Origin of the sequence: Pseudomonas sp. yb_9, assembly GCF_043103635.1 — a bacterium.
GTDB classification, from domain to species: domain Bacteria; phylum Pseudomonadota; class Gammaproteobacteria; order Pseudomonadales; family Pseudomonadaceae; genus Aquipseudomonas; species Aquipseudomonas monteilii.
This window is the reverse complement of sequence record NZ_JBICKA010000016.1, coordinates 1-24,359: the sequence shown is the minus strand read 5'-3', so window position 1 is coordinate 24,359 and position 24,359 is coordinate 1. Positions and strand designations below refer to the sequence as shown.

Sequence of the window (24,359 nt, the reverse complement as noted above, 5' to 3'; positions counted from 1 at the left end):
ACTGCCCACCTCGCCAGGTAACGAAGCGATGCGTGAATGTCATCGTTTGGTTACATTGCCGGCGCACGCCATACACAGACTCACTCCACGCCACGCGGCAGATACAAGGTCACCCGCAAACCACCCTCCCTCAGGTTCAGCAGGCTCACCTCACCCCCATGGCTGTGGGCGATGTTGCGGGCAATCCCCAGCCCCAGCCCATAACCCTGCTGCTGCGCGGCCAGACGGAAATGCGGCTCGAACACCTGCTCCAGCTGCTGCTGCGGCACGCCCGGCCCTTGATCGTCCACCTGCAGCACAAACCCCTCGGCACTGTCGATGATGCGCAACCGTGCCCGCTCGCCATACTTGATGGCGTTGTCGATCAGGTTGCCGATGCAGCGGCGCAGCGCCAGCGGCTTGCCGGGGTATGGCGCCAGCGCGCGGCCTTCAACCGTGATACGGCCATCGCGCAGGTAGGGCTCGGCCAGGATTTCCAGCACCTGGTTGAGGTCCACCGGCTCGATATTTTCGTGGATGTCGGTGTCTTTCACACACTGCAAGGCGCCTTTGACCAGCAGTTCAAGTTCATCCAGGTCCTGGCTGAACTTGGCCTGCAAGTGTTCGTCCTCCAGCAGTTCGACGCGCAGGCGCAGGCGTGTAATCGGGGTGCGCAGGTCATGTGAAATGGCGCTGAACAGCTGGCTGCGCTCCGTCAGGTAGCGGCTGATGCGCTCGCGCATGCTGTTGAACGCCCGGCCCACCTCGACCACCTCGCTGCCACCGCCTTCGGCCACAGGCGCCACATCGGCGCCCAGCGACATCTCCCGCGCGGCCCGCGCCAGGCGCTTGAGCGGCCAGCTTTGCCAGTGCACCAGCAAGCCGATGAACAACAACAGCAAGGCCGTGGTGAGCACGATGAAACCGATCTGCTGGCGAGGCAGGCGTTCGGCCTCAAGGCTGGTGTAGGGTTCGGGCAACAGCGAGGCGATGTACAGCCACTCGCCCTCGCCCAGGCGGATCTGCGTTACCAGCACCGGCGGGTTGAGCGGTTCCAGGGTTAACGAGTAATGCGCCCAGGAACGTGGCAGCTCGTCGAGCTTCAGGCCGCTGTTGAAGATGCGCAGGTCATCGGGCCCGACGAATTCCACGGAAATGTCCATCTGCGAACCCAGGCGCTCATGCAGCACCTGCTGGAACACATCGATCACCGCCTGCTTGCGCGGGGTAACGGGCAGCACCGGCATATCCAGGGGTTTGGCATTGAGTGACACGAAAAAGCGCGTCCCCCCCATGCTGCGCAACTGGTCGAGCACCAAGGGCCGGTAGGCCACCGGCAGCGAACGGAAGTAACTGACACTGGCGCTCATCGAGTGGGCCAGGCTGCTGGCGCTGGCACGCAGGCCCTGCAACTGGCTGGCACGCAGCTGGGCCACCCAGATGATGCTCGACAGGCCCTGGGCCAACAGCACCACCAACAGGGTCAGCAGCAGCATACGCCCCAGCAGCGAACGCGGCAGCAAGCGCCAGTGCCGCTCAGGGCGCAGTGCAGACATGCGTCGCCAGCAGGTAGCCACTGCCGCGCACCGTGCGGATCAGCCGGGGTGGTTTTTCGGTATCGCGCAGGCGCTGACGCAAGCGGCTGACCGCCATGTCGACAATGCGGTCCAGCGGCATGGGCTCGCGGCCACGGGTGGCATTGCCGATGGTGTCGCGGTCGAGAATCTGCTGCGGGTGGTCGAGGAACAGCTTGAGCAGGGCAAAGTCAGCGCCCGACAGAACCACCTCTTCGCCGTCGCGATGGAACAGCCGGTGGCTGACCGTGTCCAGGCGCCAGTCATCGAAGGCCAGCACGGCATTGCCGGGTGCCGCCGTGCCGAATTCGGCACGGCGCAGCAGGGCCTTGATTCGCGCTTGCAGTTCGCGAGGGCTGAAGGGTTTGCCCAGGTAGTCGTCAGCGCCTAGCTCCAGGCCAATGACCCGATCGGTTTCATCGGAGCTGGCCGTGAGCATGATGATCGGCACCCGCGCCTGACGCGGGTGCTGGCGTACCCAGCGGCACAGGCTGAAGCCGTCTTCGTCAGGGAGCATGACGTCGAGGATGACCAGATCGCAGGGCGTGGTTTCCAACGCATGGCGAAAGCCCTTGCCGTCGGCTTCGGCATGCACCTGGAAGCCGGAACGGCTCAGGTAGGTTTGCAGCAGTTCACGGATTTCCTGGTCGTCGTCGACCATCAGGATCGATTTGCCGGCAGTGCTCAAGGTGGTCCTTCCTCTTGTTGGTTACAGGTCTTTGTTGCCTGTTTTTACAGGGGCCGCTTTGCGGCCCCTGTCAGTGATCCAGCGCTTGCTGCAAGGCCACCCCGGCCCCCAGCAACCCGGAAAACTCCGCCGTCACCAGCCACACCGGCACGCCAGCGAAGTAGCCGCTCATACAGCCTTTGTCGGCAAAACTCGCCGCAAACCCACTGCGCAAAAACAACTCGGCAAAGCGCGGGATCACACCGCCAACAATATAAACCCCACCCCGCGCGCCCAGCGTCAGCACATTGTTACCGGCCACACGCCCAAGGAACCGGCAAAATTGCTCGACCACCGCCAGCGCCTGCGGTTCACCGCCCAGCGCGGCATCGGTGACCTGCGCGGGGGTTGTGTGCCTGGGGGTGTCGCCGTCCAGCGCGCAGATTGCCTGATACAGGCGCACCAGGCCGCCACCACTGAGTACGGTTTCAGCGCTGACATGGCCGATCTGCCCATGGATTTGCTGATGGATCGCCGCTTCACGGGCATTGCCAACCGGCAGATCGACATGCCCACCCTCCCCCGGCAAGGCCTGCCAGTGCTGTTCGCCAAGGCGCAGCAGCGACCCCACGCCCAAGCCTGTGCCCGGCCCGATCACCAGCGCCGGCCGCGACGGGTCAGCCTGGCCTGGGCACACTTCGCGGAACTCGCCCTCACGCAGACGGGTCATGCCCAGCGCCATGGCCGTGAAATCGTTGATCAGCAACAGACGCTCGACCTGCAAGGTCTTGCAGAAGGCCGCGCGGCTCAGGCGCCAGTGGTTGTTGGTGAAGCGAAATTCGTCGCCATCGACCGGCCCGGCCACTGCCAGGCATACCGCCGCCAGGCCGCCACGGGTAATGCCCTGGCTCTGCAGATAGGCCTCGATGGCCTGCTCCGGGCTGGTGTAATCCGCCGTGGCGAAGACTTTGACTTCATGCAGCTGGTTGTCACGCCACAACGCAAAACGGGCATTGGTGCCGCCGATGTCGCCAACCAGCAGGTCCTTCATTTGAGGTTCTCCAGGGCCGAAGTAAAGGCACTGGCGCCCTGCTCTGCCGGGCTGAACGCCATGCGCATGAAGCCGAACAGCTCGCGCCCGCAACCCAGGTCGTTGCCCTCAGGCGCTGGCGGCAGGTCGCGGCTGGCCAGTTCTTCGGCCGACACCATCACCCGCAACGTGCCTTCGACACCGTCGACCCGCACGATATCACCATCACGCACCCGCGCCAGCGGGCCGCCATCATAGGCTTCGGGGCATACGTGGATCGCCGCCGGGATCTTGCCCGAGGCACCGGACATGCGCCCGTCGGTGACCAGCGCCACCTTGAAGCCACGGTCCTGCAACACCCCGAGGAACGGCGTGAGCTTGTGCAGTTCGGGCATGCCGTTGCAACGCGGGCCCTGGAAACGTACCACCGCGACAAAGTCACGCTCCAGCTCGCCGGCCTTGAACGCGTCGGCCAGCGACTGCTGATCGTGGAACACTCGCGCCGGGGCCTCGACCACCTGATGCTCGGCGGCGACGGCAGACACTTTCATCACGCCACGGCCCAGGTTGCCCTCCATAACCCGCAGGCCACCTTCAGCCGAGAACGGCCGCGCGACCGGGCGCAGGATGCTTTCGTCCAGGCTCTGCAGCGGCCCTTCGCGCCACACCAGCTTGCCGTTGTCGAGGAACGGCTCCTGGGTGTAGCGGCGCAGGCCATGGCCGGCCACGGTGTTGACGTCTTCGTGCAGCAGCCCGGCATCGAGCAGCTCGCGAATCAGGAAAGCCATGCCACCGGCAGCCTGGAAGTGGTTGATGTCGGCCTTGCCATTGGGGTAGACGTGCGACAGGGTCGGCACCACTTCGGAGAGGTCGGCCATGTCCTGCCAGGTCAGCTGGATGCCTGCCGCCTGGGCAATCGCCGGAATGTGCAAGGTGTGGTTGGTCGAGCCGCCCGTGGCGTGCAGGGCGACGATGGAGTTGACCAGCGCCTTCTCATCGACGATTTCGCCCAGCGGCATGAAGCTGCCGCTGGCCTTGGTCATGCGCGTGACCTGCTGCGCGGCCTCGGCGGTAAGGGCGTCGCGCAGCGGCGTGTACGGGTTGACGAACGAAGCACCCGGCAGGTGCAGGCCCATCACTTCCATCACCAGCTGGTTGGTGTTGGCGGTGCCGTAGAAGGTGCAGGTGCCAGGGCTGTGGTAGGAGTTCATCTCCGACTCCAGCAGCTCTTCGCGGCTAGCCTTGCCTTCGGCATAGCGCTGACGCACGTCGGCCTTCTGCTTGTTGGAGATGCCGGACACCATCGGCCCGCCAGGGACGAAGATGGTCGGCAGGTGGCCGAAGCGCAGCGCCCCCATCATCAGGCCGGGGACGATCTTGTCGCAGATGCCCAGCATGAGCGCGGCGTCGAACATGTTGTGCGACAGCGCTACCGCAGTGGACATGGCGATGACTTCGCGGCTGGCGATGGCCAGCTCCATGCCTGGCTCGCCCTGGGTAACGCCGTCGCACATGGCCGGCACACCACCGGCAAACTGGCCGACCGAGCCGACTTCGCGCAGCGCCTTTTTGATCTGCTCGGGGAAGTGCAGGTACGGCTGGTGGGCAGACAACATGTCGTTGTAGGCCGAGACGATGGCCACGTTGGCCGCGTTCATCAGGCGCAGGGTCTGTTTGTCCTCACTGCCGCAACCGGCCACGCCGTGGGCGAAGTTGGCGCACTGCAGGCTGGCACGCATGGGGCCTTCACTGGCCGCACCGCGAATCAGCTGCAGGTAGCGTTCGCGGGTGGCACGACTGCGTTCGACCAGCCGTTGGGTGACCTCAAGGATGCGCGGATGCATGTACTGGACTCCAGGCTAATTGTAAGGGCGGTTTACCAGGCATTTCCCCTCCAAACGATTGCGGCCTAGGCTCAAGGTAAGGAGCCCGCTGCATCGGTGGAGGCACATCGCCCGACCACTCGTTGTATGTTTAAACAAAATACTGCCACTAAAAAGGCTTGTTTTCTATCGGCCAGTGAATAATCTTGTAATTCCAACAACAAAACCGTTTCAGTGAAGCTCCTTTTTGCCACAGGTTTCACTCGGACTGCCAGAGGTACTGCCATGACCCTACGCATCGCCATCAATGGATTCGGCCGCATCGGGCGCAACGTCCTGCGCGCACTGTATACCCAAGGCTACCGCCAGGACCTGCAGGTCGTCGCCATCAACGACCTGGGCGACAGCGCCATGAATGCCCACCTGCTCAAGTACGACAGCGTACACGGCACCTTCGACGCCACGGTCGAGGCCGACCACGAAAGCCTGACGGTCAATGGTGACCGTATCGCGGTCAGTGCCATCCGCAACCCGGCCGAACTGCCTTGGAAGGCCGAGGCGATCGACGTGGTGTTCGAATGCACCGGGCTGTTCACCGACCGTGCCAAGGCCGCTGCACACCTGGCCGCAGGGGCTGGCAAGGTGATTGTTTCGGCGCCGGCCAAGGGTGCCGATGCCACCGTGGTGTACGGGGTCAACCATGACATCCTGCGTGCTTCGCACCAGGTCATTTCCAACGCCTCCTGCACCACCAACTGCCTGGCGCCGATTGCCCAGGTGCTGCACCGCGAGTTCGGCATCGAGCAAGGCCTGATGACCACGATTCACGCCTACACCAACGACCAGGTGCTGACCGACGTCTACCACAGCGACCCGTACCGCGCGCGCTCGGCCACCCAGTCGATGATCCCGAGCAAGACCGGCGCTGCCGAGGCCGTGGGCCTGGTGCTGCCGGAGCTGGCCGGCAAGCTGACGGGCATGGCGGTGCGGGTGCCGGTGATCAACGTGTCGCTGGTGGACCTCACCGTCAACCTCAAGCGCGAGGCCACGGCCGAGCAGGTCAACCAGCTGTTCCTTGAAGCCAGCAAGCATTCCCGGGTACTGGGCTACAACGCCTTGCCGTTGGTTTCCTGCGATTTCAACCACAACCCGCTGTCGTCCATTTTCGATGCCAACCATACCCGTGCCAATGGGCGCATGCTCAAGGTGCTGGCGTGGTATGACAATGAGTGGGGGTTCAGCAACCGGATGCTGGATAACTGCCTGGCTCTAAGCCGGGCAGGCTGACGCGACCATTGTGGGAGCGGGCTTGCCCGCGAAGCAGGCCACGCGGTGGATGGCACGGGCTTCGCCCGTGTTCGCGGGCATGCCCGCTCCCACAGTGATCGCGCAACCCTTCAGATTTTGAGCAAGGCAATTGCTCCAAAAATGAGGCTGGGCCAGGTCGCAGACTCACAATCTTTACCTTTTCCTAACACTTCCACACTTGACCTTCGGCATAGATGATAAGCATTATCATTAACCTTTCGTCGACCAGGTTCCCCCGTGAGTCAGTACCGGTTCAACTCCGTCTTCCTCGTCCAGCGCCTTACCCTGCTGCGCACCCTGCAACGCATGGTCGGTAACCCCAGCACGGCCGAAGACCTGCTGCAGGAAACCTACCTCCGGGTGTCCCGCGCCTTGGGCGAGCGGCCCATCGAGCATATCGAGCCGTTCGTGTTCCAGACCGCGCGCAACCTGGCACTGGACCATCTGCGCGCACGCCGGGTGCAGGCACGGATGCTGGTCGACGACGTGCCCGACGAGGTCCTGCACAGTGTGGCTGCCCCCGCCACCAGCAGCGAGGACGCCGCCCATGCCGAGCAACTGCTCAAGCAACTCAGCATCAGCCTCAACCAACTGAGCGAGCGCCAGCAGCGCATCTTCATCCTCAGCCGGCTGCATGGCGCCACCTACCTGGAAATCGCCGAACAGCTGAATGTGTCGCCCAGCACGGTGCAGAAGGAGCTGAAACTCATCATGGCCATCTGCATGGGTGTCGCCGACCGCCTCAAGTAGCCGACCGCTGCCCGGCGGTTACGCAAAGCCCTTGCCACACCCCGCCTTAGCCTTGATCATTCGCGAAAAACCATTCAAGGATTTCCCGTGACCGACAGCCCCGCCCCTCGCCCGTCACCCGCCAGGCCCAGCGCCCGTGCTCGTGCCATGGACGAGGCGCGGGACTGGCTGGTGCGCCTGCAATGTGCCGACGCTGCAGATACCCAGGCTTTCGAAGCCTGGCTGAGCGCGGCCCCCGAAAACGCCGAGGCCTATGTCGAGGCAGAAGCGCTGTGGAACGGTGCCCCACTGCACCACGCGGCCGCGCAGATGCACCAGCTGCAGCGCCGCTCATGGCGCGGGCGCCTGCGCAGCCACTGGAAACCCCTGGCCACTGCAGCTGTGCTGCTGGTCGGGCTGTTCACCGTCGGTAACCTGCCCATGCGCCTGCAGGCTGACCACCTGACCGTGGTAGGCGAGCGCCAGCGCCTGCAACTGGAAGACGGCGCAAAAGTGCTGCTCAACACCAATTCGGCCTTTGCCAGCGACCGCCGCGATGGCCGCCAGGTCGCCCGCCTGCTGCAAGGCGAGGCCTACTTCCAGGTACCCGAGGACGTGCTGCCGTTGGAGGTAGAAGCCGGGCCGTTGCGTGCCCAGGTGCGCGACACCGACTTTGCCGTGCGCTACCTGGACGGCGAGGCTCAAGTGCGGGTGCAACGCGGCGATGTCGACCTGCAGGGGGCCCGCGACCAGCGCATCCGCCTGAGTGCCGGCGACAGCATCAGCGTCGGCCCGCAGGGCTTTGGCCAACGCCAGCGCCCCGACATGCACAAGGACCTGGCGTGGATCGATGGCCGCCTGGTGTTCGAGAACTGCCCCTTGAGCCAGGTGCTGGCCGAAGTGCGGCGCTACTACCCCGGCTGGATCATCAACCGCAATGCGCAGCTGGAAGACGTGGCCGTCACTGGCAACTACCGCCTCGACCAGCCGCTGGAAACCCTGCGCGCGCTGGCCCACATCACCTCGGCACAGCTGCATGAGTACCCGGCGTTGGTCATTCTGAACTGACCCGAGCATTATTTTTACGCAATCGCGCTACCCCGCCCGTCTCGTTATAGCCAATGCAACTGATTCTTGTTTGAAAACGAGAACAGCCATCACCTATAACAGTCCGCGCGTCTGGGAGCGCTTCCGATGTCCACTGGTCCTACCCGCTCGTCCCCCCTTCCCCGCCTGTCCCTGTTGACCTTGGCCCTGCTTGCCAGCGGCGCCTGCGGCCTGCCTGCAATGGCCGCAGAACCGGCCCAGGCCAGCAGCCCGCGCATGGGTGACTACCGCTTCAGTATCAGCCAGCAGCCGCTGGTGTCGGCCATCAATGCCTTCAGCAAGGTCACCGGCTGGCAAGTCGGCTTCAGCGCCGAACTGGCCGAGGGCGTGGTTTCGCCGGGTGTACAAGGCTCGCTGGCACCCGAAGCGGCGCTCAAGCGCCTGCTGCACGGTACCGGGCTGGGTTTGCGCAAGATCAGCAACGGCAACGTGGTGCTCGAACGCCAGGCCAGCGGCAATGTGATCGCCCTGCAGCAGGTGACCGTCAGCGCCACCCGTAGCGCCCAGGATGTCAGCCAGGTGCCGAGCACCGTCAGCGTGCAGACCCGCGAGCAACTGGACCGCCAGAACGTCAACAACATCCAGGACCTGGTGCGCTACGAGCCGGGCGTATCGGTGGCCGGTACCGGCCAGCGCAGCGGCCTGAACGGCTACAACATCCGCGGTATCGACGGCGAGCGCATCCTGACCCAGGTCGACGGCGTGTCGATCCCGGACAGCTTCTTCTACGGCCCCTACGCCCAGACCCAACGCAACTACGTCGACCCGGAAATCGTCAAGCGCGTGGAAATCCTGCGTGGCCCGGCCTCGGTGCTGTACGGCAGCAACGCCATCGGCGGCGCGGTGAGCTATTTCACCCTCGACCCCGACGACATCATCAAGCCCGGCAAGGACGTAGGCGCCCGCCTGAAGACCGGCTACAGCTCGGCCGACGAAAGCTGGCTCACCTCTGCCACCGTCGCCGGCCGCGAGGGCGACTTCGATGGCCTGTTGCACCTGAGCCAGCGCAATGGCCATGAAACCGAGACCCACGGCAGCCACAGCGGTGACGGCCTGCCGCGCACCGAAGCCAACCCAATGGACGTACGCACCACCAACGTGCTGGCGAAGCTGGGCTGGAACTACGCCGACGACGCACGCCTGGGCGTGACCTACGAGCGCTACAAGGATGATCGCGACCAGAACATCCTCAGCGCAGTGGGTGGGCCGTTCATTCCCGGTTTTGGCGGCATGGGCTACTACAAGGCGCGTAATGGCAACGACACCATCACCCGCGAGCGTTTCGGCATCAATCACGAATTCGGCCTGGACTCGCTGGTCGCCGACCATGTGAAATGGAGCCTGAACTACCAGATCGCCAAGACCGACCAGCACACCGAGGAAGTCTACGCACCGCCTGGCCGCCAGGTTCTGCGTACCCGCGACACCACCTACAAGGACCGCCAGTGGGTATTCGATGCCCAGCTCGACAAGGCCTTCAGCATCGGTGCCACCGACCACTTGCTGACCTACGGCACCACACTCAAGCATGAGAAAGTCACCGGATCGCGCAGCGGCACCGGCACCTGCCTGACCATTGGCTCCGGCTGCACCGCCATCGGCGCCGACCGCCCGGCAGACGGCCAGGCGCTGGTCAGCGACTTCCCGGACCCGACCGTGAACACCTACAGCCTGTTCGTGCAGGACGAAATCCGCTGGAACAACTGGACCTTCATGCCCGGCGCACGCTACGACTACACGCGCATGGAGCCCAAGTTCACCGACGAATTCCTGCGTGGCCTGGCATCGACCGGTACAGCGCCTACGTCCCAGGACGACTCGGACAACAAGTGGCACCGCGTCTCGCCCAAGTTCGGCCTGACCTACGCCTTCAACGACAACTACACCTGGTACGGCCAGTATGCCGAAGGCTTCCGCACCCCGACCGCCAAGGCCATGTACGGTCGCTTCGAAAATATCGAGCAAGGCTACCGTGTAGAGGGCAATCCGAACCTTGAGCCGGAGAAGAGCAAAAGCTACGAAACCGGCCTGCGTGGCAACTTCGCTGCCGGTAACTTCGACGTGGCGGTGTTCTACAACAAGTACCGCGACTTCATCGATGAAGACGCCGTGCAAAGCGCCAACCTGGAACAAACCTTCCAGGCCAACAACATCAAGCACGCCACCATCAAGGGTGCCGAGGTCAAGGGCCGCCTGAACCTCGACCATTTCGGTGCGCCGCAAGGCCTCTATACCCAGGGCTCGATTGCCTACACCTACGGCCGCAACGATGACACCGGAGAGCCGCTGAACAGCGTCAATCCGCTGAAAGGCGTGCTCGGCCTGGGTTACGAGCAGCAGAACTATGGCGGCCTGCTGAGCTGGACGCTGGTCAAGCGCAAGACCCGCGTCGACGACAGCACCTTCTATTCGCCTGACGGCTCGACCTCGAAGTTCCGTACACCGGGCTACGGCGTGCTGGACCTGACCGGCTACTACAAGGTGACCGACGACGTCACCATCAACGCCGGCCTGTACAACCTCACCGACAAGAAGTACTGGCAGTGGGACTCGGTGCGCAGCTACGACGGCCAGGGTGAAGCGGCTGTTACCCAGCCCGCCAACATTGACCGCCTGACCATGCCAGGGCGCAACTTCGGTATCAATGTGGTTTGGGATATCTGAGACTTTTAGTTTTGCATCGACTGTGAGATCGAGCGCCGCGCGGGCGGCGCTCGATCTCACAGGCGCTGCAACTCTCAAAAAAGCCAGTTTTTTTACTGTCCCGCCCCCGCTGTTTCGTCTTGTATCTAGACGCCCCTTTTTCCAAGGATTGCCCCCATGACCGAACGCCCAGCCCTGCGCTCCCAGCGCCTGAACCAGATCACCCACGCCCCGCACGCCGCGCTGGATGCCCTGGTCAAATCCCACGCACCCTTCGACAGCCGCGAAAGCTTTGCCCGCTTCGTCGTTGCCCAGTACCTGTTTCAGTCTGAATTGCAGGCCCTGTACAACGACCCGCAACTGATCGCCATCGTCCCCGACCTGGCCGAGCGCTGCCGCGCCGATCAGGCCCGCCTGGACCTCGCCGACCTCGACACCGAAGTACCGGCAGCCGTGCCGGGCGCCCTGGGCAAACCGAGCCTGGGTGAGGCAATGGGCTGGATCTTCGTCTCCGAAGGCTCCAAACTGGGCGCTGCGTTTCTGATCAAGCGTGCCGTGGCCCTGGAACTGTCCGAAAGCTTCGGTGCCCGCCACCTGGGCGAACCGGCCGGTGGCCGTGCCGAAGGCTGGAAGCAGTTCACCCGCATCCTCGATGGCCTGGCATTGTCGGCCGAAGAGGAAGCCGCTGCCGAACGCGGCGCCGTTGCCGCCTTCGAACGCTTCACCGAGCTGCTCAAGCACGCCTATGCTGCAGATGCCGCGCTGGTTTGATACGCCGTAGCCGGCCACCCTTCCGGTGGCCGCACCGTTTTATGCAGTGAGACCATGACCCGACCCGCCCGCTCCAAACTCGCCCGCCTGCTGTATGGAATACTGGCTTACGTGAGCCTGGGCGTGGGCCTGGTCGCCATCGTGATTCCCGGCTTGCCGACCACCGAGTTCATCCTGCTGGCCGCATGGGCTGCCACGCGCAGCTCACCGCGCCTTTCAGCCTGGCTGGAAAACCACCGGTTGTTCGGGCCAATCCTTTACAACTGGCGCAATGGCAAGGTGATCCAGCGCCGGGCCAAGGTAAGCGCGACCCTCAGCATGCTGCTGTGTGCTGGCCTGATGCTGACCTTTTTCGAACACCGCTGGCCGGTGTTCCTGGCCATCGCCGGCATGACCCTGGGCAACCTGTGGATCTGGTCGCGCCCGGAGCATGCCTGCCCTGCCCCGTCACAAGCTCAGCAGCCCTGAATACAAGGCGTAGGCCGCCAATGCAGCGCCCACAAGCACGGCAGCGAAAATCAGCTTTTCCCAGGTGGTGAACAAGGCCTGCCCCTGCTCATGCTTGGCCCTGGCGAACAGGATCACACCGGGTGCGTACAACAGCGCAGAAAGCAGCAGGTACTTCAGCCCCCCCGCGTACAGCAGCCAAACGGCATACAGCAGGGCAACCAGCGCCACCAGCAGGTCCTTGCGGCGCAGGCCCGGTTGCCCGGCGTAGGTTTCCCCACGCACCGCCAGCAGCACGGCATAAGCCGCCGACCACAGGTAGGGCACCAGGATCATCGAAGACGCCAGGTAGATCAGGCTGGTGTACGTACCGGCCGAGAACAGCGTGATCAACAGGAAGCCCTGGATCATGCAGTTGGTCAGCCACAGGGCGTTGGCCGGCACATGGTTGGCGTTTTCCTTGGCCAGAAAGCGCGGCATGGTCTTGTCCCGCGCCGTGGCGTACAGAATCTCGGCGCACAGCAGCGCCCAGGACAGCAAGGCACCGAGCAAAGAGACCGCCAGCCCAAGGCTGATCAGCAACGCACCCCAAGGGCCGACAATGTGCTCCAGCACCGAGGCCAGTGAGGGGTTCTGCAGCCCGGCCAGTTCCGGCTGGGTCATCACCCCCAGCGACAACACGTTGACCAGCACCAGCAACGCCAGCACCCCGAGAAAACCGATGACCGTAGCCTTACCTACGTCCGAACGGCGCTCGGCTCGCCCGGAATACACGCTGGCCCCCTCAATACCGATGAACACGAACACGGTCACCAGCATCATGTTGCGCACCTGCTCCAGCACGCTGCCGAACTGCGGGTTGCTCATGCCCCAGATATCCCGGGTGAAGATATCGGCACGGAAGGCAAACGCGGCAATCACCACGAACATCAGCAATGGCACTACCTTGGCCACGGTGGTCACCTGGTTGATGAACGCGGCTTCCTTGATGCCGCGCAGCACCAGGAAATGCACCGCCCACAGCAGCAGCGAAGCACAGCCGATGGCGATTGGCGTGTTGCCTTCGCCAAACACCGGGAAGTAAAAGCCCAGGGTGCTGAACAGCAGTACGAAGTAGCCGACGTTACCCAGCCAGGCGCTGATCCAGTAACCCCAGGCCGAGGAGAAACCCATGTATTCACCGAAGCCCGCCTTGGCGTAGGCGTACACCCCCGAATCGAGCTCCGGCTTGCGGTTGGCCAGGGTCTGGAACACGAAGGCCAGCGCCAGCATGCCGACAGCCGTGATGCCCCAGCCGATCAAAACCGCCCCTACATCGGCACGCGCCGCCATGTTCTGCGGCAGCGAAAAGATGCCGCCACCAATCATCGAGCCGACCACCAGCGCGATCAGCGCGCCAAGGCGCAGCTTCTGTCCCGGTTCGCTCATGAGCCTCCCTTTTTCCTGCACTGTCACGCATTTGAAACAGCGTTGCGGGCCATATAAATGCTGTTACTTATAATGAAGCATGGCCTTGAAGCTATAGCACTAATAACTGGTTTGTCTATGCACCGCTCCTGTAAAAACTAGCAGCTGCGCGGCAACTAGAAAAGAAACTGATAAAACTCGAAATTCTTGTGAAAAATTTGCGAAAGCGGCAAAAGCGGCTAGCTTCAAGCATCGCAGGCTGAACAGAGCGTTTGCTCTAGAACGACATGGAGGTGCCAGCGCGCAAGGCCTGCAGCTTAAGCTGTCGGCACTCTCCAGGAGCACCCGTGAAGGAAATCCCCTACCTTCGCGTCGCCTTAAACTGACACAAGTCAGATTACGGCAGAGGCGTCAGATTTATGCTGATGTCAACTTTCTCCTGGCAGGAGTTGTTAAATGTCTGATTCATCCGGAAAACTAAAGCTCGGCGCGTTAGTTGCACTTGTCGTCGGTTCAATGATTGGCGGCGGGATCTTCTCGCTGCCGCAAAACATGGCCGCCAGCGCTGGGGTTGGTGCGGTGTTGATTGGCTGGGGCATCACCGCCGTCGGCATGCTGACCCTGGCCTTCGTGTTCCAGACCCTGGCCAACCGCAAGCCTGACCTGGATGGCGGGGTGTATGCCTACGCCAAGGCCGGTTTCGGCGACTACATGGGCTTTTCCTCGGCCTGGGGCTACTGGATCAGTGCCTGGCTGGGCAACGTCGGCTACTTCGTGTTGCTATTCAGTACCTTGGGGTACTTCTTCCCGATCTTCGGTGAAGGCAACACGCCGGCCGCCATCATTGGCGCGTCGATCCTCTTGTGGGCCGTGCACTTCCTGGTGCTGCGCGGCATCAAGGAAGCGGCATTCATCAACCTGGTCACCACCGTGGCCAAAGTGGTGCCGCTGGCGCTGTTCGCACTGATCTGCCTGTTCGCCTTCAGGCTCGACATCTTCACCGCCGACATCTGGGCCGTAGGCACACCAGAGCTTGGCAGTGTGATGAACCAGGTGCGCAACATGATGCTGGTCACCGTGTGGGTGTTCATCGGCATCGAGGGTGCGAGCATCTTCTCGTCCCGGGCGGAAAAACGCTCTGACGTGGGCAAGGCCACGGTCATCGGCTTCATCACCGTGTTGCTGTTCCTGGTGCTGGTCAACGTGCTGTCGCTGGGCATCATGACCCAACCGGAGCTGGCCAAGCTGCAGAACCCGTCGATGGCGGCCGTGCTGGAACATGTGGTCGGCCACTGGGGTGCGGTGCTGATCAGCGTCGGCTTGATCATCTCGCTGCTGGGGGCCCTGCTGTCGTGGGTACTGCTGTGCGCAGAAATCATGTTCGCCGCCGCCAAGGACCACACCATGCCGGAGTTCCTGCGCCGCGAAAACGCCAACCAGGTGCCGGCCAACGCCCTCTGGCTGACCAACGCCATGGTGCAGATCTTCCTGGTGATCACGCTGTTCTCCAACAGCACCTACCTGTCGCTGATCTACCTCGCCACCTCGATGATCCTGGTGCCTTACCTGTGGTCGGCAGCCTACGCCTTCTTGCTGGCACTGCGCAGCGAAACCTACGAACAGGCCCTGGCCGAACGCAAGAAAGACCTGATCATCGGCGGTATCGCCCTGTTGTACGCCATCTGGCTGCTGTACGCCGGCGGCGTGAAATACCTGCTGCTCTCGGCCCTGCTCTACGCACCTGGCGCCATCCTGTTCGCCAAGGCCAAGCGTGAGGTAGGCCAACCTGTCTTCACCAACGTGGAAAAACTGATCTTCGCAGCCGTGGTCATCGGTGCCCTGGTGGCAGCCTTCGGCCTGTACGACGGCTTCCTGACCCTTTGACCCACGTCTTCGTTCAATTGGAGGAATGAAACCATGTCCGCTGAAAAACAGAAGTACGGTGTCCACTCCGAAGCCGGCAAACTGCGCAAAGTGATGGTTTGCGCTCCGGGCCTGGCGCACAAGCGCCTGACGCCGAGCAACTGTGATGAACTGCTGTTCGACGATGTGATCTGGGTCGACCAGGCCAAGCGTGACCATTTCGACTTCGTCACCAAGATGCGCGAGCGCGGCGTAGATGTGCTGGAAATGCACAACCTGCTGACCGACATCGTCCAGCAACCCGAAGCACTGAAGTGGATCCTAGACCGCAAGATCACCCCCGACACCGTGGGTGTGGGCCTGACCAACGAAGTGCGCAGCTGGCTCGAAGGCCTTGATCCTCGACACCTGGCCGAATTCCTGATCGGTGGCGTGGCGGGCCAGGACCTGCCACAAAGCGAAGGCGCCGACGTGGTCAAGATGTACAACGACTACCTGGGCCATTCCAGCTTCATCCTGCCGCCATTGCCCAACACCCAGTTCACCCGCGACACCACCTGCTGGATCTACGGTGGCGTGACGCTGAACCCGATGTACTGGCCGGCGCGACGCCAGGAAACCCTGCTGACCACTGCCATCTACAAGTTCCACAAGGAGTTCACCGGCGCCGACTTCCAGGTGTGGTACGGCGACCCTGACAAAGACCACGGCAATGCCACCCTCGAAGGCGGTGATGTGATGCCGATCGGCAATGGCATCGTGCTCATCGGCATGGGCGAGCGCACCTCGCGCCAGGCCATCGGCCAGCTGGCACAGAACCTGTTCGCCAAGGGCGCCGTCAAGGAAGTGATCGTCGCGGGCCTGCCGAAGTCCCGCGCCGCCATGCACCTGGACACCGTGTTCAGCTTCTGCGACCGCGACCTGGTCACGGTCTTCCCGGAAGTGGTGAAAGAGATCGTGCCGTTCATCATCCGTCCGGACGAAGGCAAGCCGTACGGCATGGACGTTCGCCGCATCAACAAGTCGTTCATCGAAGTGGTGGGCGAGCAACTGGGGGTCAAGCTGCGCGTGGTCGAGACCGGCGGCAACAGCTTCGCCGCCGAGCGCGAACAGTGGGATGACGGCAACAACGTGGTGGCCATCGAGCCGGGTGTGGTCATCGGCTACGACCGTAACACCTACACCAATACCCTGTTGCGCAAGGCGGGTATCGAGGTCATCACCATCAGCGCCGGCGAACTGGGCCGGGGCCGTGGCGGCGGCCACTGCATGACCTGCCCGATCGTGCGCGACCCTATCGATTACTAACGCCCATTACCCCCGGCCGCCCTCACAAAGCGGCGGCCGGTGCGTTCACCAAACTCAAGGAGAAAAGTCATGGCGTTCAACATTCACAACCGCAACCTGCTCAGCCTGGAACACCACACCACGCGCGAGTTGCGCTACTTGCTGGACCTGTCCCGCGATCTCAAGCGCGCCAAGTACACCGGCACCGAGCAGCAGCACCTGAAGGGCAACAACATCGCCCTGATCTTTGAAAAGACCTCTACCCGTACCCGCTGCGCGTTCGAAGTGGCGGCCTATGACCAAGGCGCCAACGTCACCTACATCGACCCCAACTCTTCGCAGATTGGCCACAAAGAGAGCATGAAAGACACCGCCCGCGTGCTCGGGCGCATGTACGATGCCATCGAGTACCGTGGTTTCAAGCAGGAAATCGTCGAAGAGCTGGCCAAGTTTGCCGGCGTGCCGGTGTTCAACGGCCTGACTGACGAATATCACCCAACGCAAATGATCGCCGACGTGCTGACCATGCGTGAGCACAGCGACAAGCCGCTGCATGACATCAGCTACGCCTACCTGGGCGATGCCCGCAACAACATGGGCAACTCCCTGCTGCTGATCGGTGCCAAGCTTGGCATGGATGTACGCATCGCCGCACCGAAGGCGCTGTGGCCGCATGATGACCTGGTCGAGCGTTGCAAGAAATACGCAGAGGAAAGCGGCGCCCGCATCACCCTCACCGAAGACCCGAAAGCGGCGGTCAAGGGTGTGGACTTCGTGCACACCGACGTGTGGGTATCGATGGGCGAGCCAATCGAAGCCTGGGGTGAGCGCATCAAGCAGCTCAAGCCTTACCAGGTGAATGCCGACCTGATGAAGTCCACCGGCAACCCACGGACCAAGTTCATGCACTGCCTGCCGGCGTTCCACAACTCCGAGACCAAGGTAGGCAAGCAGATCGCCGAACAGTACCCGGACCTGGCCAACGGCATCGAGGTGACTGACGACGTGTTCGAGTCGCCAGCCTGCATCGCCTTCGAGCAGGCGGAAAACCGTATGCACACGATCAAGGCGATCCTGGTGTCGACCCTGGCTGATCTGTAAGGGCTGACTCGATAGCGCGGCCACCCCGCTCCCATGTAGGAGCGGGTTCACCCGCGAATGCGTCGGCAGCACCAACCTATTTTTCTGGGCTGACGCCTTCGCGGGTAAACCCGCTCCTACACAGGGAGAGGCACGGCCTGAGAGCATCACTCCCTTCTCTCGTTAAAGGACATTCCCCATGCGTATCGTTGTTGCATTGGGCGGCAACGCCCTGCTGCGTCGCGGCGAGCCCATGACCGCTGACAACCAGCGTGCCAATATCCGTACCGCCACCGAACAGATCGCCAAGATTCACCCCGGTAACGAATTGGTCATTGCCCACGGCAACGGCCCGCAGGTTGGCCTGCTGTCGCTCCAGGCGCTGTCCTACAAGCCCGACGAGGCCTACCCGCTGGACGTGCTAGGCGCTGAAACCGAGGGCATGATCGGCTACATGATCGAACAGGAACTGGGCAACCTGCTGGCCTTCGAGGTGCCGTTCGCCACCCTGCTGACCCAGGTGGAAGTGGACGCCAACGATCCCGCCTTCAAGGACCCGACCAAGTTCATCGGCCCGGTCTATAGCAAGGAAGAAGCCGAGCGCCTGGCCAAGGAAAAGGGCTGGGTGGTCAAAGCTGATGGCGACAAATATCGCCGCGTGGTGGCCAGCCCCAAACCCAAGCGCATTTTTGAAATCCGCCCGATCAAGTGGCTGCTGGAAAAGAGCAGCATCGTGATTTGCGCAGGCGGTGGTGGCATCCCCACCCTGTACGATGAAAACCGCAAGCTCAAGGGCATCGAGGCGGTGATCGACAAGGACCTGTGCTCGGCTTTACTGGCCGAGCAACTGGATGCCGACCTTCTGATAATCGCCACTGACGTCGATGCGGCGTACATTGACTGGGGCAAGCCTACGCAAAAAGCCATCGCCCAGGCACACCCTGACGAACTCGAACGGCTTGGCTTCGCTTCCGGCTCCATGGGGCCAAAGGTGCAGGCTGCCAGTGACTTCGCCCGCAATACCGGCAAAGTAGCGGTGATCAGTTCGCTCGAGAACATCGAGGACATCGTCAAAGGCACTGCCGGCACTCGGGTCTCCACCGCGAAGCCGGGGATCAGCTACCGTTGAATGCAGTGGGCGGGCGCCTGGCGCCCGCCATTTTCGACCTTCCAGAGGAGTTAGCCATGGCCCAGTACCACCCCGGTCATGTACACATCGAGCGCACTGCGCTGAACGCGGCAGACCACAGCTACGACCTGAACATCGAGTACGAGGCAGTGTCTGATCCCAAGGAAGGCAGAGGCATTCAGTTCCACATGCATGGCAGCATCGAAGGCAAAACGGTGGAAGAAAAGTTCTTCCTCGCCAAGGACCAGGTGTTGCCCAGCTTCCTCATGCAACTGAGCCGCAAGGCCCAGTCGTATCTGGCGCCGCCGAAGAAATTCGAGACCCTGAGTTCGCCGCACAAGCTCTATGACCACATGTTCGCCGACATTCGCGAAAAGCTCGATGTGAAATCGGGCGATCCGATCAAGCCTGAACATCTGGAGTGATTTCAAGAACCGGGGCCGCACAGCGGCCCCGGCGATGTTAAGGCATACTACCGCCCTCCCCGGCCACCACCTCACCCTCCCCCATGCGCATCCACGTCAGCTTCATCGACCGCGTCGGCATCACCCAGGAAGTCCTCGCCCTGCTCGGTGCCCGCAACCTCAACCTGGACGCCGTAGAGATGGTCCCGCCGAACGTCTACATCGACGCCCCCACCCTAAGCCCCGCCGTGCTTGAAGAACTGCACGACGCGCTCTTCGAGGTGCATGGCGTGCAATCGGTGGACGTGGTCGACATCCTCCCTGGCCAACGCCGCCACCTGCAACTGGATGCCCTGCTGGCCGCCATGAGCGACCCGGTGCTGGCGGTGGACAGCGCCGGGCTGGTGCTGCTGGCCAACCCGGCGCTGATCGAACTGTGTGGCCGCGAATCCGCCGGGCGCTCGGTGGGCGAACTGTTTGGCGACCCGGCGCTGCTGCAAGCCCTGCTGGACAACAACTTCCACCTGCCCATGCGCGAGATGCAGCTGAACGGCCAGAGCCTGCTGCTGGACGCCATGCCGATCACCAATGCCGGCGGCCTGCTGACGCTCTATCCACCTTCACGCATGGGCGAACGCCTGTCAGCCTTGCACCACGACCACGCCGAAGGTTTCGATGCCCTGCTCGGCGAGTCACCGGCCATCCGCACCCTCAAGGCCCGCGCCCTGCGCGTGGCGGCGCTCGATGCGCCATTGCTGGTGCATGGCGAAACCGGCACCGGCAAAGAACTGGTAGCCCGTGCCTGCCATGCCATCAGCAGCCGCCACGCAGCACCGTTCCTTGCCCTTAACTGTGCCGCGCTGCCCGAGAGCCTCGCCGAGAGCGAGCTGTTCGGTTACGCCCCTGGCGCCTTCACAGGCGCGCAACGGGGTGGCAAGCCCGGGCTGATGGAGCTGGCCAACCAGGGCACGGTGTTCCTCGATGAAATTGGCGAAATGTCGCCATACCTGCAGGCCAAACTGCTGCGCTTTCTCAGCGACGGCAGCTTCCGCCGGGTGGGCGGTGACCGCGAAGTGAAGGTGGATGTACGCATCATCAGCGCCACCCACCGCGACCTAGAACGCATGGTTGCCGACGGCAGCTTCCGCGAAGACCTGTTCTACCGCTTGAACGTGCTCAACCTGCAGGTACCGCCACTGCGCGACCGGGGCCAGGATATCCTGATGCTGGCGCATTTCTTCATGCAGCAAGCCTGCACGCAGATTCAGCGCCCACCTTGCCGGCTGACCCCCGCCACCCACTCGGCACTGCTGGCCAACCCTTGGCCGGGCAATGTGCGCCAACTACAGAACGTGATTTTCCGCGCAGCGGCCATCTGCGAGGGCAACCTGGTGGATATCGGCGACCTGGACATCGCCGGTACTTCGGTGGCACGTGGGCTGGATGGCGACGTAGCCAGCCTGGAGCAGGCCGTGGGTGACTTCGAGCGTGAGCTGTTGCAGCGCTTGTATGCCAGCTACCCGTCGACGCGGCAGTTAGCCGGGCGTTTGCAAACTTCGCATACCGCTATTGCCCAGCGACTGCGTAAATATGGAATACCCGGAAAAGCCTGATACTTGTCGTCAAAACTTACCGTTGATTCAGATTTTTCCTAGCCGCTCAGCCGCAATTGACTGGAGTACTCGCCGTAGAATGGTGACATTGTAATTTTGCATGTCACCCTGAGCGAAGAGTACCCTGATGTTTGAACTCGATTTTTACGGGACACTTGTAGCCGCCTCTTTAGTACTGCTACTGGGGCGCGGTCTGGTCGCACGTATTGGCTTCCTGCGCGCTTACAATATTCCGGAGCCTGTTGCAGGTGGGTTGGTCGTTGCCCTGTCACTCTTGGCATTGCGCAGTTTCGATGTACAGGTCCAGTTTGATACCTCGTTGCAAGCACCGTTGATGCTGGCATTCTTCGCCACCATCGGTTTGAGTGCAGACTTTGCCAGCCTGAAGAAGGGCGGACGCGTGGTTGCCGTGTTCCTGCTGGTGGTGACGGGCCTGCTGCTGGTTCAGAACGCCATGGGTATCGGGCTGGCAACGGCATTGGGGCTCGACCCACTGATGGGCCTGCTGGCCGGTTCGATCACCTTGTCTGGCGGCCACGGCACTGGTGCTGCCTGGAGCGCGACCTTCACTGAAAAATTTGGGTTGGCTTCGGCCTCGGAACTTGCACTGGCCTCTGCCACGTTCGGCCTGGTGCTGGGCGGTTTGATTGGTGGCCCGGTCGCCCGGTTGCTGATCAAGCGTGTCAAAACATCGGGTGTGGAAGAAGAAGTACCGCAGTTACCCAAGGGCTTTGAGCAGCCGAACAAAGAGCGGTTGATTACTTCGTTTTCATTTATCGAAACCTTGGCACTTATTGCCGTCAGCTTACTGGCCGGCACATTACTTAACAGCCTGTTGAAAGGTACGGCATTCGAACTGCCAACATTCGTTTGCGTACTCTTCGTGGGCGTATTGTTGCGCAACGGCCTTTCGGCGTTCGGTTTTTATCATGTCTTCGAACGGGAAGTTTCGGTACTGGGCAACGTCAGTCTGTCGCTGTTCCTGGCAATTGCCTTGATGTCACTCAAACTGTGGGACCTGGCAGCACTGGCCTTGCCGTTCTTCATACTGCTGGCTGCACAGACATTGGTCATGGCACTGTTTGCGATCTTCGTGACATTCCGGGTCATGGGCCGCAACTACGATGCAGCGGTGCTGGCGGCGGGGCACTGTGGCTTCGGCCTGGGTGCAACACCCACGGCGATTGCCAACATGCAAGCGGTGACCCAACGTTACGGCGCCTCGCACATCGCCTTCCTGGTGGTGCCGATGGTGGGTGCGTTCTTCATCGACATCATCAACGTGATCGTGATCAAACTGTACCTGGCATTGCCATTTATCACTGGCTAAACCCACCGGCCAGTCCCGGGCATGGCTAGCCCGGGACTGTCGCATGCCTGGGTTCAGGGACGAACCGCTGTCACTTCGATCTCGACACGCCAGGCAGGGTCGGCCAGGCCGGCAATCTGGAACGCCGAGCGTGCAGGAAGGACTGGCTGCTTGGCGGCTGGCCCGAAGAATTGGGTATAACCGGCCATGAAACCGTCGAAGTCCATCTTCCCGCCGTTCTCCGGGCCGCCCACCAGGAATACCTGCATCTTCACCACGTCGGCAAGACCAAGGCCCAGTTCTTTCAGCTGCTGCTGGATGTTTCCAAGCACATTGATGGTTTGTGCCTTGGTATCACCGTAGGCTTCCAGCGAACCCTTGGGTGCGTCAGGGTGAATAACCGAAGGGACAGAACCACTCAGGTAGACAACCGTCTTCCCGGCAGGCACCTCTACAGCCGACGAGATAGGGAAACTCCCTGCGCCATGGCGCACGATTTCTTGTGCATGAACGCTCCCGGCACCCGCGAGTGCCACGGCCATTGCTGCGGTCGTTAAAGCCACTTTCATACTGTTCTCCTGATGATTGCCAAAAATGTGCACGTATCGACGCTGCGCGCACGGGTCATTCCATTGCGCCTGGTGGGCTTAGAACCGATACAGGCTGAAGGGTTTGGGGTCCAGCACCGGCGCCTTTCCAAGCAGCAAGTCCGCCGACAGTTCGGACGACACCGGGCTTTCGGTCATCCCCCAACCGGTTGCGGTGTTGAGGACCAGCCCCGGGTACTCATTGACCTGCGAAATGATGGGGTTTTCGTCGGGTGCGATAGCCATGGCACCGCTCCACTGATCGATCAGCTTCGCATCGCTGAACGCAGGGAACTCGACCTTGAGTTTTTCCAGTGAGGCATTCAGTTCCGGCAGGTCCGGCGCTGCGGTCATCAGCCGGTTTTTCTCGAACGGCGAAACCTCGTCCAGCTTCCAGTGCGTTGGCTGAATGAACGAATCGATCAGTTGCTTGTTGAGTGAGATGTGCACCGGGAAGTCGGGGATGGCCAGCAGTGGCAGGTACTTATAGCCATACATGAACGACTCTTTGACCACCGGGGCAACCACGACGCGTGGCGAGGTGGCGTATGTGCCGTCAGCCTGCTCGCGGAAGTAGATATTCCCCGGCAATGCAACGTTGCCCCCGGGTGCACGGGGCGCCGCGCTGATGATTTGCTGGGACTGGTAGGCGGGCAAGGTAGGTACATCGACGCCCAGGTTCTGCATGAACAACCGGGACCATGCACCGCCCGCCACGATCACGCGAGACGCCCTGATGGCGCCCTTTTCCGTCACCACGTCGGAGATGGCACCTGCGTGGGTTTCCAGGCCCCTTGCGGCGCAGTGGGTGTAGATCCGCACCCCCACTTTCTTGGCATACTCGGCCATGACGAACGAAGCGCGCTCGGCATCCAGGCTACCGGAGTCTTCCTCGAAGCCTGCAACCGTCCAGCGCGAGGATGCACCGCGCAGGCGCTCTTCAAGTTCACTGCCTTGAATGATTCGCGTCTTGAAGGGAATGTCTGCGCCGACTTCCCGCGTTTTGACATCGATCCACTTTCTGACGCCTTCCAGGTCTTCTTCATCGAAAGGTACTTCGACCCGGCCTTGTGTGCGGTAACTTGTGTCCGCCCCCACTTTGGCATTCATCTCTCGCCAACGTTGCTTGGCAAGATGGTGCAACTGGAATGTCGCATCAGGCATCTTGTAGGTCATGACCTGGCCATAGAACCTGCAAGACTGTTCGCCGGCAATTTCACCTTTTTCAACGACAACGACCGAGAGGCCGCGCTCGACAAGGTTGATTGCGGTCATGAGCCCCAGAATACCAGCGCCAACAACCACTACGTCTGCCTGCTTGGGAAGCGCCCCCTCGGTGCCTGCCACATAACCGAACCGCGGTTTGCCGGGAATCAATCGGCCTTCCCGGGTCAACAACGGGGTCAGAACCCCTGCGCCGCCTGCGATAGCCACGACGCCGCCGCCAATCAAAAATTTACGCCTCGTCATTCCCATGACACTTTCCCTTCCTGATATTCGGTGCTGGTTGCATGAGCCCTGGCAGCAAGGCACATGCTGGGCCGACAGCCGAATAACCAACTTTGTGGTTATTGCTTCAGACTGACGGCTCACATGAAAGGT

General features: G+C 62.1%; 20 protein-coding genes. 13 read left to right on the top strand and 7 right to left on the bottom strand.

Features of this window, described 5'->3' with window-relative positions; translation table 11 throughout:
• Nucleotides 1-80: 80 nt before the first annotated feature.
• The 4 genes from ACF8MI_RS04080 to edd form a co-directional block, all read right to left on the bottom strand.
• Nucleotides 81-1,535 (bottom strand): ATP-binding protein, encoded by a 1,455-nt coding sequence (locus ACF8MI_RS04080; protein ID WP_104834046.1) that lies wholly within the window; start codon nucleotides 1,533-1,535, stop codon nucleotides 81-83.
• The gene (gene gltR, locus ACF8MI_RS04075; RefSeq protein ID WP_060497432.1) at nucleotides 1,516-2,241 is read right to left on the bottom strand and encodes a two-component system response regulator GltR; all 726 of its coding nucleotides are present in this window, start codon (nucleotides 2,239-2,241) and stop codon (nucleotides 1,516-1,518) included. Before gltR ends, ACF8MI_RS04080 begins: the two co-directional genes overlap by 20 nt.
• A 70-nt stretch (nucleotides 2,242-2,311) precedes the next feature.
• Complete coding sequence (locus tag ACF8MI_RS04070) at nucleotides 2,312-3,271, bottom strand: glucokinase (protein ID WP_060497433.1); 960 nt, start codon at nucleotides 3,269-3,271, stop codon at nucleotides 2,312-2,314.
• Nucleotides 3,268-5,094: a phosphogluconate dehydratase gene (gene edd / locus ACF8MI_RS04065; protein WP_060497434.1), complete on the bottom strand. Its 1,827-nt coding sequence runs from the start codon at nucleotides 5,092-5,094 to the stop codon at nucleotides 3,268-3,270. Before edd ends, ACF8MI_RS04070 begins: the two co-directional genes overlap by 4 nt.
• A gap of 264 nt (nucleotides 5,095-5,358) precedes the next feature.
• Between edd and gap the strand changes: the two genes are divergently transcribed.
• From gap to ACF8MI_RS04035, 6 genes are all read left to right on the top strand, one after another.
• Complete coding sequence (gene gap / locus ACF8MI_RS04060; RefSeq protein WP_060497435.1) at nucleotides 5,359-6,360, top strand: type I glyceraldehyde-3-phosphate dehydrogenase; 1,002 nt, start codon at nucleotides 5,359-5,361, stop codon at nucleotides 6,358-6,360.
• A gap of 258 nt (nucleotides 6,361-6,618) precedes the next feature.
• A complete protein-coding gene (locus tag ACF8MI_RS04055; RefSeq protein ID WP_060497436.1) occupies nucleotides 6,619-7,131 on the top strand; it encodes an RNA polymerase sigma factor in 513 nt (170 codons plus the stop codon).
• 87 nt (nucleotides 7,132-7,218) lie between these two features.
• Nucleotides 7,219-8,178 carry a FecR domain-containing protein gene (locus tag ACF8MI_RS04050; protein ID WP_200928767.1) on the top strand — a complete coding sequence of 320 codons (960 nt, stop codon included), beginning with the start codon at nucleotides 7,219-7,221 and terminating at the stop codon, nucleotides 8,176-8,178.
• Between the two features lie 126 nt (nucleotides 8,179-8,304).
• Nucleotides 8,305-10,881: a TonB-dependent receptor gene (locus ACF8MI_RS04045; RefSeq protein WP_200928768.1), complete on the top strand. Its 2,577-nt coding sequence runs from the start codon at nucleotides 8,305-8,307 to the stop codon at nucleotides 10,879-10,881.
• 156 nt (nucleotides 10,882-11,037) lie between these two features.
• On the top strand, nucleotides 11,038-11,631 hold the full coding sequence (locus ACF8MI_RS04040; protein ID WP_060497439.1) for a biliverdin-producing heme oxygenase: 594 nt from the start codon (nucleotides 11,038-11,040) through the stop codon (nucleotides 11,629-11,631).
• Nucleotides 11,632-11,685: 54 nt separating this feature from the next.
• Nucleotides 11,686-12,099 carry a YbaN family protein gene (locus ACF8MI_RS04035; protein ID WP_060497440.1) on the top strand — a complete coding sequence of 138 codons (414 nt, stop codon included), beginning with the start codon at nucleotides 11,686-11,688 and terminating at the stop codon, nucleotides 12,097-12,099.
• On the opposite strand, the gene arcD (ACF8MI_RS04030) is transcribed toward ACF8MI_RS04035, so the two are convergent.
• Nucleotides 12,079-13,506: an arginine-ornithine antiporter gene (gene arcD / locus ACF8MI_RS04030; RefSeq protein WP_104834044.1), complete on the bottom strand. Its 1,428-nt coding sequence runs from the start codon at nucleotides 13,504-13,506 to the stop codon at nucleotides 12,079-12,081. The two genes, ACF8MI_RS04035 and arcD (ACF8MI_RS04030), sit on opposite strands and share 21 nt — an antisense overlap.
• A gap of 435 nt (nucleotides 13,507-13,941) precedes the next feature.
• On the opposite strand from arcD (ACF8MI_RS04030), the gene arcD (ACF8MI_RS04025) reads away from it, so the two are divergent.
• The 7 genes from arcD (ACF8MI_RS04025) (at nucleotide 13,942) to gltS (ending at nucleotide 22,191) form a co-directional block, all read left to right on the top strand.
• Nucleotides 13,942-15,369, top strand: a complete 1,428-nt coding sequence (gene arcD / locus ACF8MI_RS04025) for an arginine-ornithine antiporter (RefSeq protein ID WP_104834043.1) — start codon at nucleotides 13,942-13,944, stop codon at nucleotides 15,367-15,369.
• 33 nt (nucleotides 15,370-15,402) lie between these two features.
• Nucleotides 15,403-16,656, top strand: coding sequence for an arginine deiminase (gene arcA / locus ACF8MI_RS04020; RefSeq protein ID WP_060497442.1), 1,254 nt, complete (start codon nucleotides 15,403-15,405; stop codon nucleotides 16,654-16,656).
• 69 nt (nucleotides 16,657-16,725) lie between these two features.
• Nucleotides 16,726-17,736 carry an ornithine carbamoyltransferase gene (locus tag ACF8MI_RS04015; protein ID WP_060497443.1) on the top strand — a complete coding sequence of 337 codons (1,011 nt, stop codon included), beginning with the start codon at nucleotides 16,726-16,728 and terminating at the stop codon, nucleotides 17,734-17,736.
• Nucleotides 17,737-17,914: 178 nt separating this feature from the next.
• A complete protein-coding gene (gene arcC / locus ACF8MI_RS04010) occupies nucleotides 17,915-18,844 on the top strand; it encodes a carbamate kinase (RefSeq protein WP_392517373.1) in 930 nt (309 codons plus the stop codon).
• Nucleotides 18,845-18,900: 56 nt separating this feature from the next.
• Entirely contained in the window at nucleotides 18,901-19,269 is a 369-nt protein-coding gene (locus ACF8MI_RS04005) for a DUF5064 family protein (RefSeq protein ID WP_060497445.1), read from the top strand.
• An 83-nt stretch (nucleotides 19,270-19,352) separates the two neighbouring features.
• Nucleotides 19,353-20,861, top strand: a complete 1,509-nt coding sequence (locus ACF8MI_RS04000; RefSeq protein ID WP_016713105.1) for a sigma-54-dependent transcriptional regulator — start codon at nucleotides 19,353-19,355, stop codon at nucleotides 20,859-20,861.
• A 127-nt stretch (nucleotides 20,862-20,988) separates the two neighbouring features.
• On the top strand, nucleotides 20,989-22,191 hold the full coding sequence (gltS, locus tag ACF8MI_RS03995) for a sodium/glutamate symporter (protein WP_060497446.1): 1,203 nt from the start codon (nucleotides 20,989-20,991) through the stop codon (nucleotides 22,189-22,191).
• A gap of 53 nt (nucleotides 22,192-22,244) precedes the next feature.
• On the opposite strand, the gene ACF8MI_RS03990 is transcribed toward gltS, so the two are convergent.
• Both ACF8MI_RS03990 and ACF8MI_RS03985 read right to left on the bottom strand, forming a co-directional pair.
• Nucleotides 22,245-22,739, bottom strand: coding sequence for a RidA family protein (locus tag ACF8MI_RS03990; protein ID WP_060497447.1), 495 nt, complete (start codon nucleotides 22,737-22,739; stop codon nucleotides 22,245-22,247).
• A gap of 78 nt (nucleotides 22,740-22,817) precedes the next feature.
• A complete protein-coding gene (locus tag ACF8MI_RS03985; protein ID WP_200929486.1) occupies nucleotides 22,818-24,209 on the bottom strand; it encodes an FAD-binding oxidoreductase in 1,392 nt (463 codons plus the stop codon).
• Nucleotides 24,210-24,359: the final 150 nt, after the last annotated feature.

Coding starts and splice junctions, on each gene's coding strand:
- ACF8MI_RS04005 (WP_060497445.1), top strand. CDS start 18,901: ATGGCCCAGTACCACCCCGGTCATGTACACATCGAGCGCACTGCGCTG.
- ACF8MI_RS04000 (WP_016713105.1), top strand. CDS start 19,353: ATGCGCATCCACGTCAGCTTCATCGACCGCGTCGGCATCACCCAGGAA.
- arcC (WP_392517373.1), top strand. CDS start 17,915: ATGCGTATCGTTGTTGCATTGGGCGGCAACGCCCTGCTGCGTCGCGGC.
- gap (WP_060497435.1), top strand. CDS start 5,359: ATGACCCTACGCATCGCCATCAATGGATTCGGCCGCATCGGGCGCAAC.
- gltS (WP_060497446.1), top strand. CDS start 20,989: ATGTTTGAACTCGATTTTTACGGGACACTTGTAGCCGCCTCTTTAGTA.
- ACF8MI_RS04015 (WP_060497443.1), top strand. CDS start 16,726: ATGGCGTTCAACATTCACAACCGCAACCTGCTCAGCCTGGAACACCAC.
- ACF8MI_RS04035 (WP_060497440.1), top strand. CDS start 11,686: ATGACCCGACCCGCCCGCTCCAAACTCGCCCGCCTGCTGTATGGAATA.
- ACF8MI_RS04070 (WP_060497433.1), bottom strand. CDS start 3,271: ATGAAGGACCTGCTGGTTGGCGACATCGGCGGCACCAATGCCCGTTTT.
- arcD (WP_104834044.1), bottom strand. CDS start 13,506: ATGAGCGAACCGGGACAGAAGCTGCGCCTTGGCGCGCTGATCGCGCTG.
- arcA (WP_060497442.1), top strand. CDS start 15,403: ATGTCCGCTGAAAAACAGAAGTACGGTGTCCACTCCGAAGCCGGCAAA.
- ACF8MI_RS03990 (WP_060497447.1), bottom strand. CDS start 22,739: ATGAAAGTGGCTTTAACGACCGCAGCAATGGCCGTGGCACTCGCGGGT.
- arcD (WP_104834043.1), top strand. CDS start 13,942: ATGTCTGATTCATCCGGAAAACTAAAGCTCGGCGCGTTAGTTGCACTT.
- ACF8MI_RS04045 (WP_200928768.1), top strand. CDS start 8,305: ATGTCCACTGGTCCTACCCGCTCGTCCCCCCTTCCCCGCCTGTCCCTG.
- ACF8MI_RS04080 (WP_104834046.1), bottom strand. CDS start 1,535: ATGTCTGCACTGCGCCCTGAGCGGCACTGGCGCTTGCTGCCGCGTTCG.
- edd (WP_060497434.1), bottom strand. CDS start 5,094: ATGCATCCGCGCATCCTTGAGGTCACCCAACGGCTGGTCGAACGCAGT.
- ACF8MI_RS04040 (WP_060497439.1), top strand. CDS start 11,038: ATGACCGAACGCCCAGCCCTGCGCTCCCAGCGCCTGAACCAGATCACC.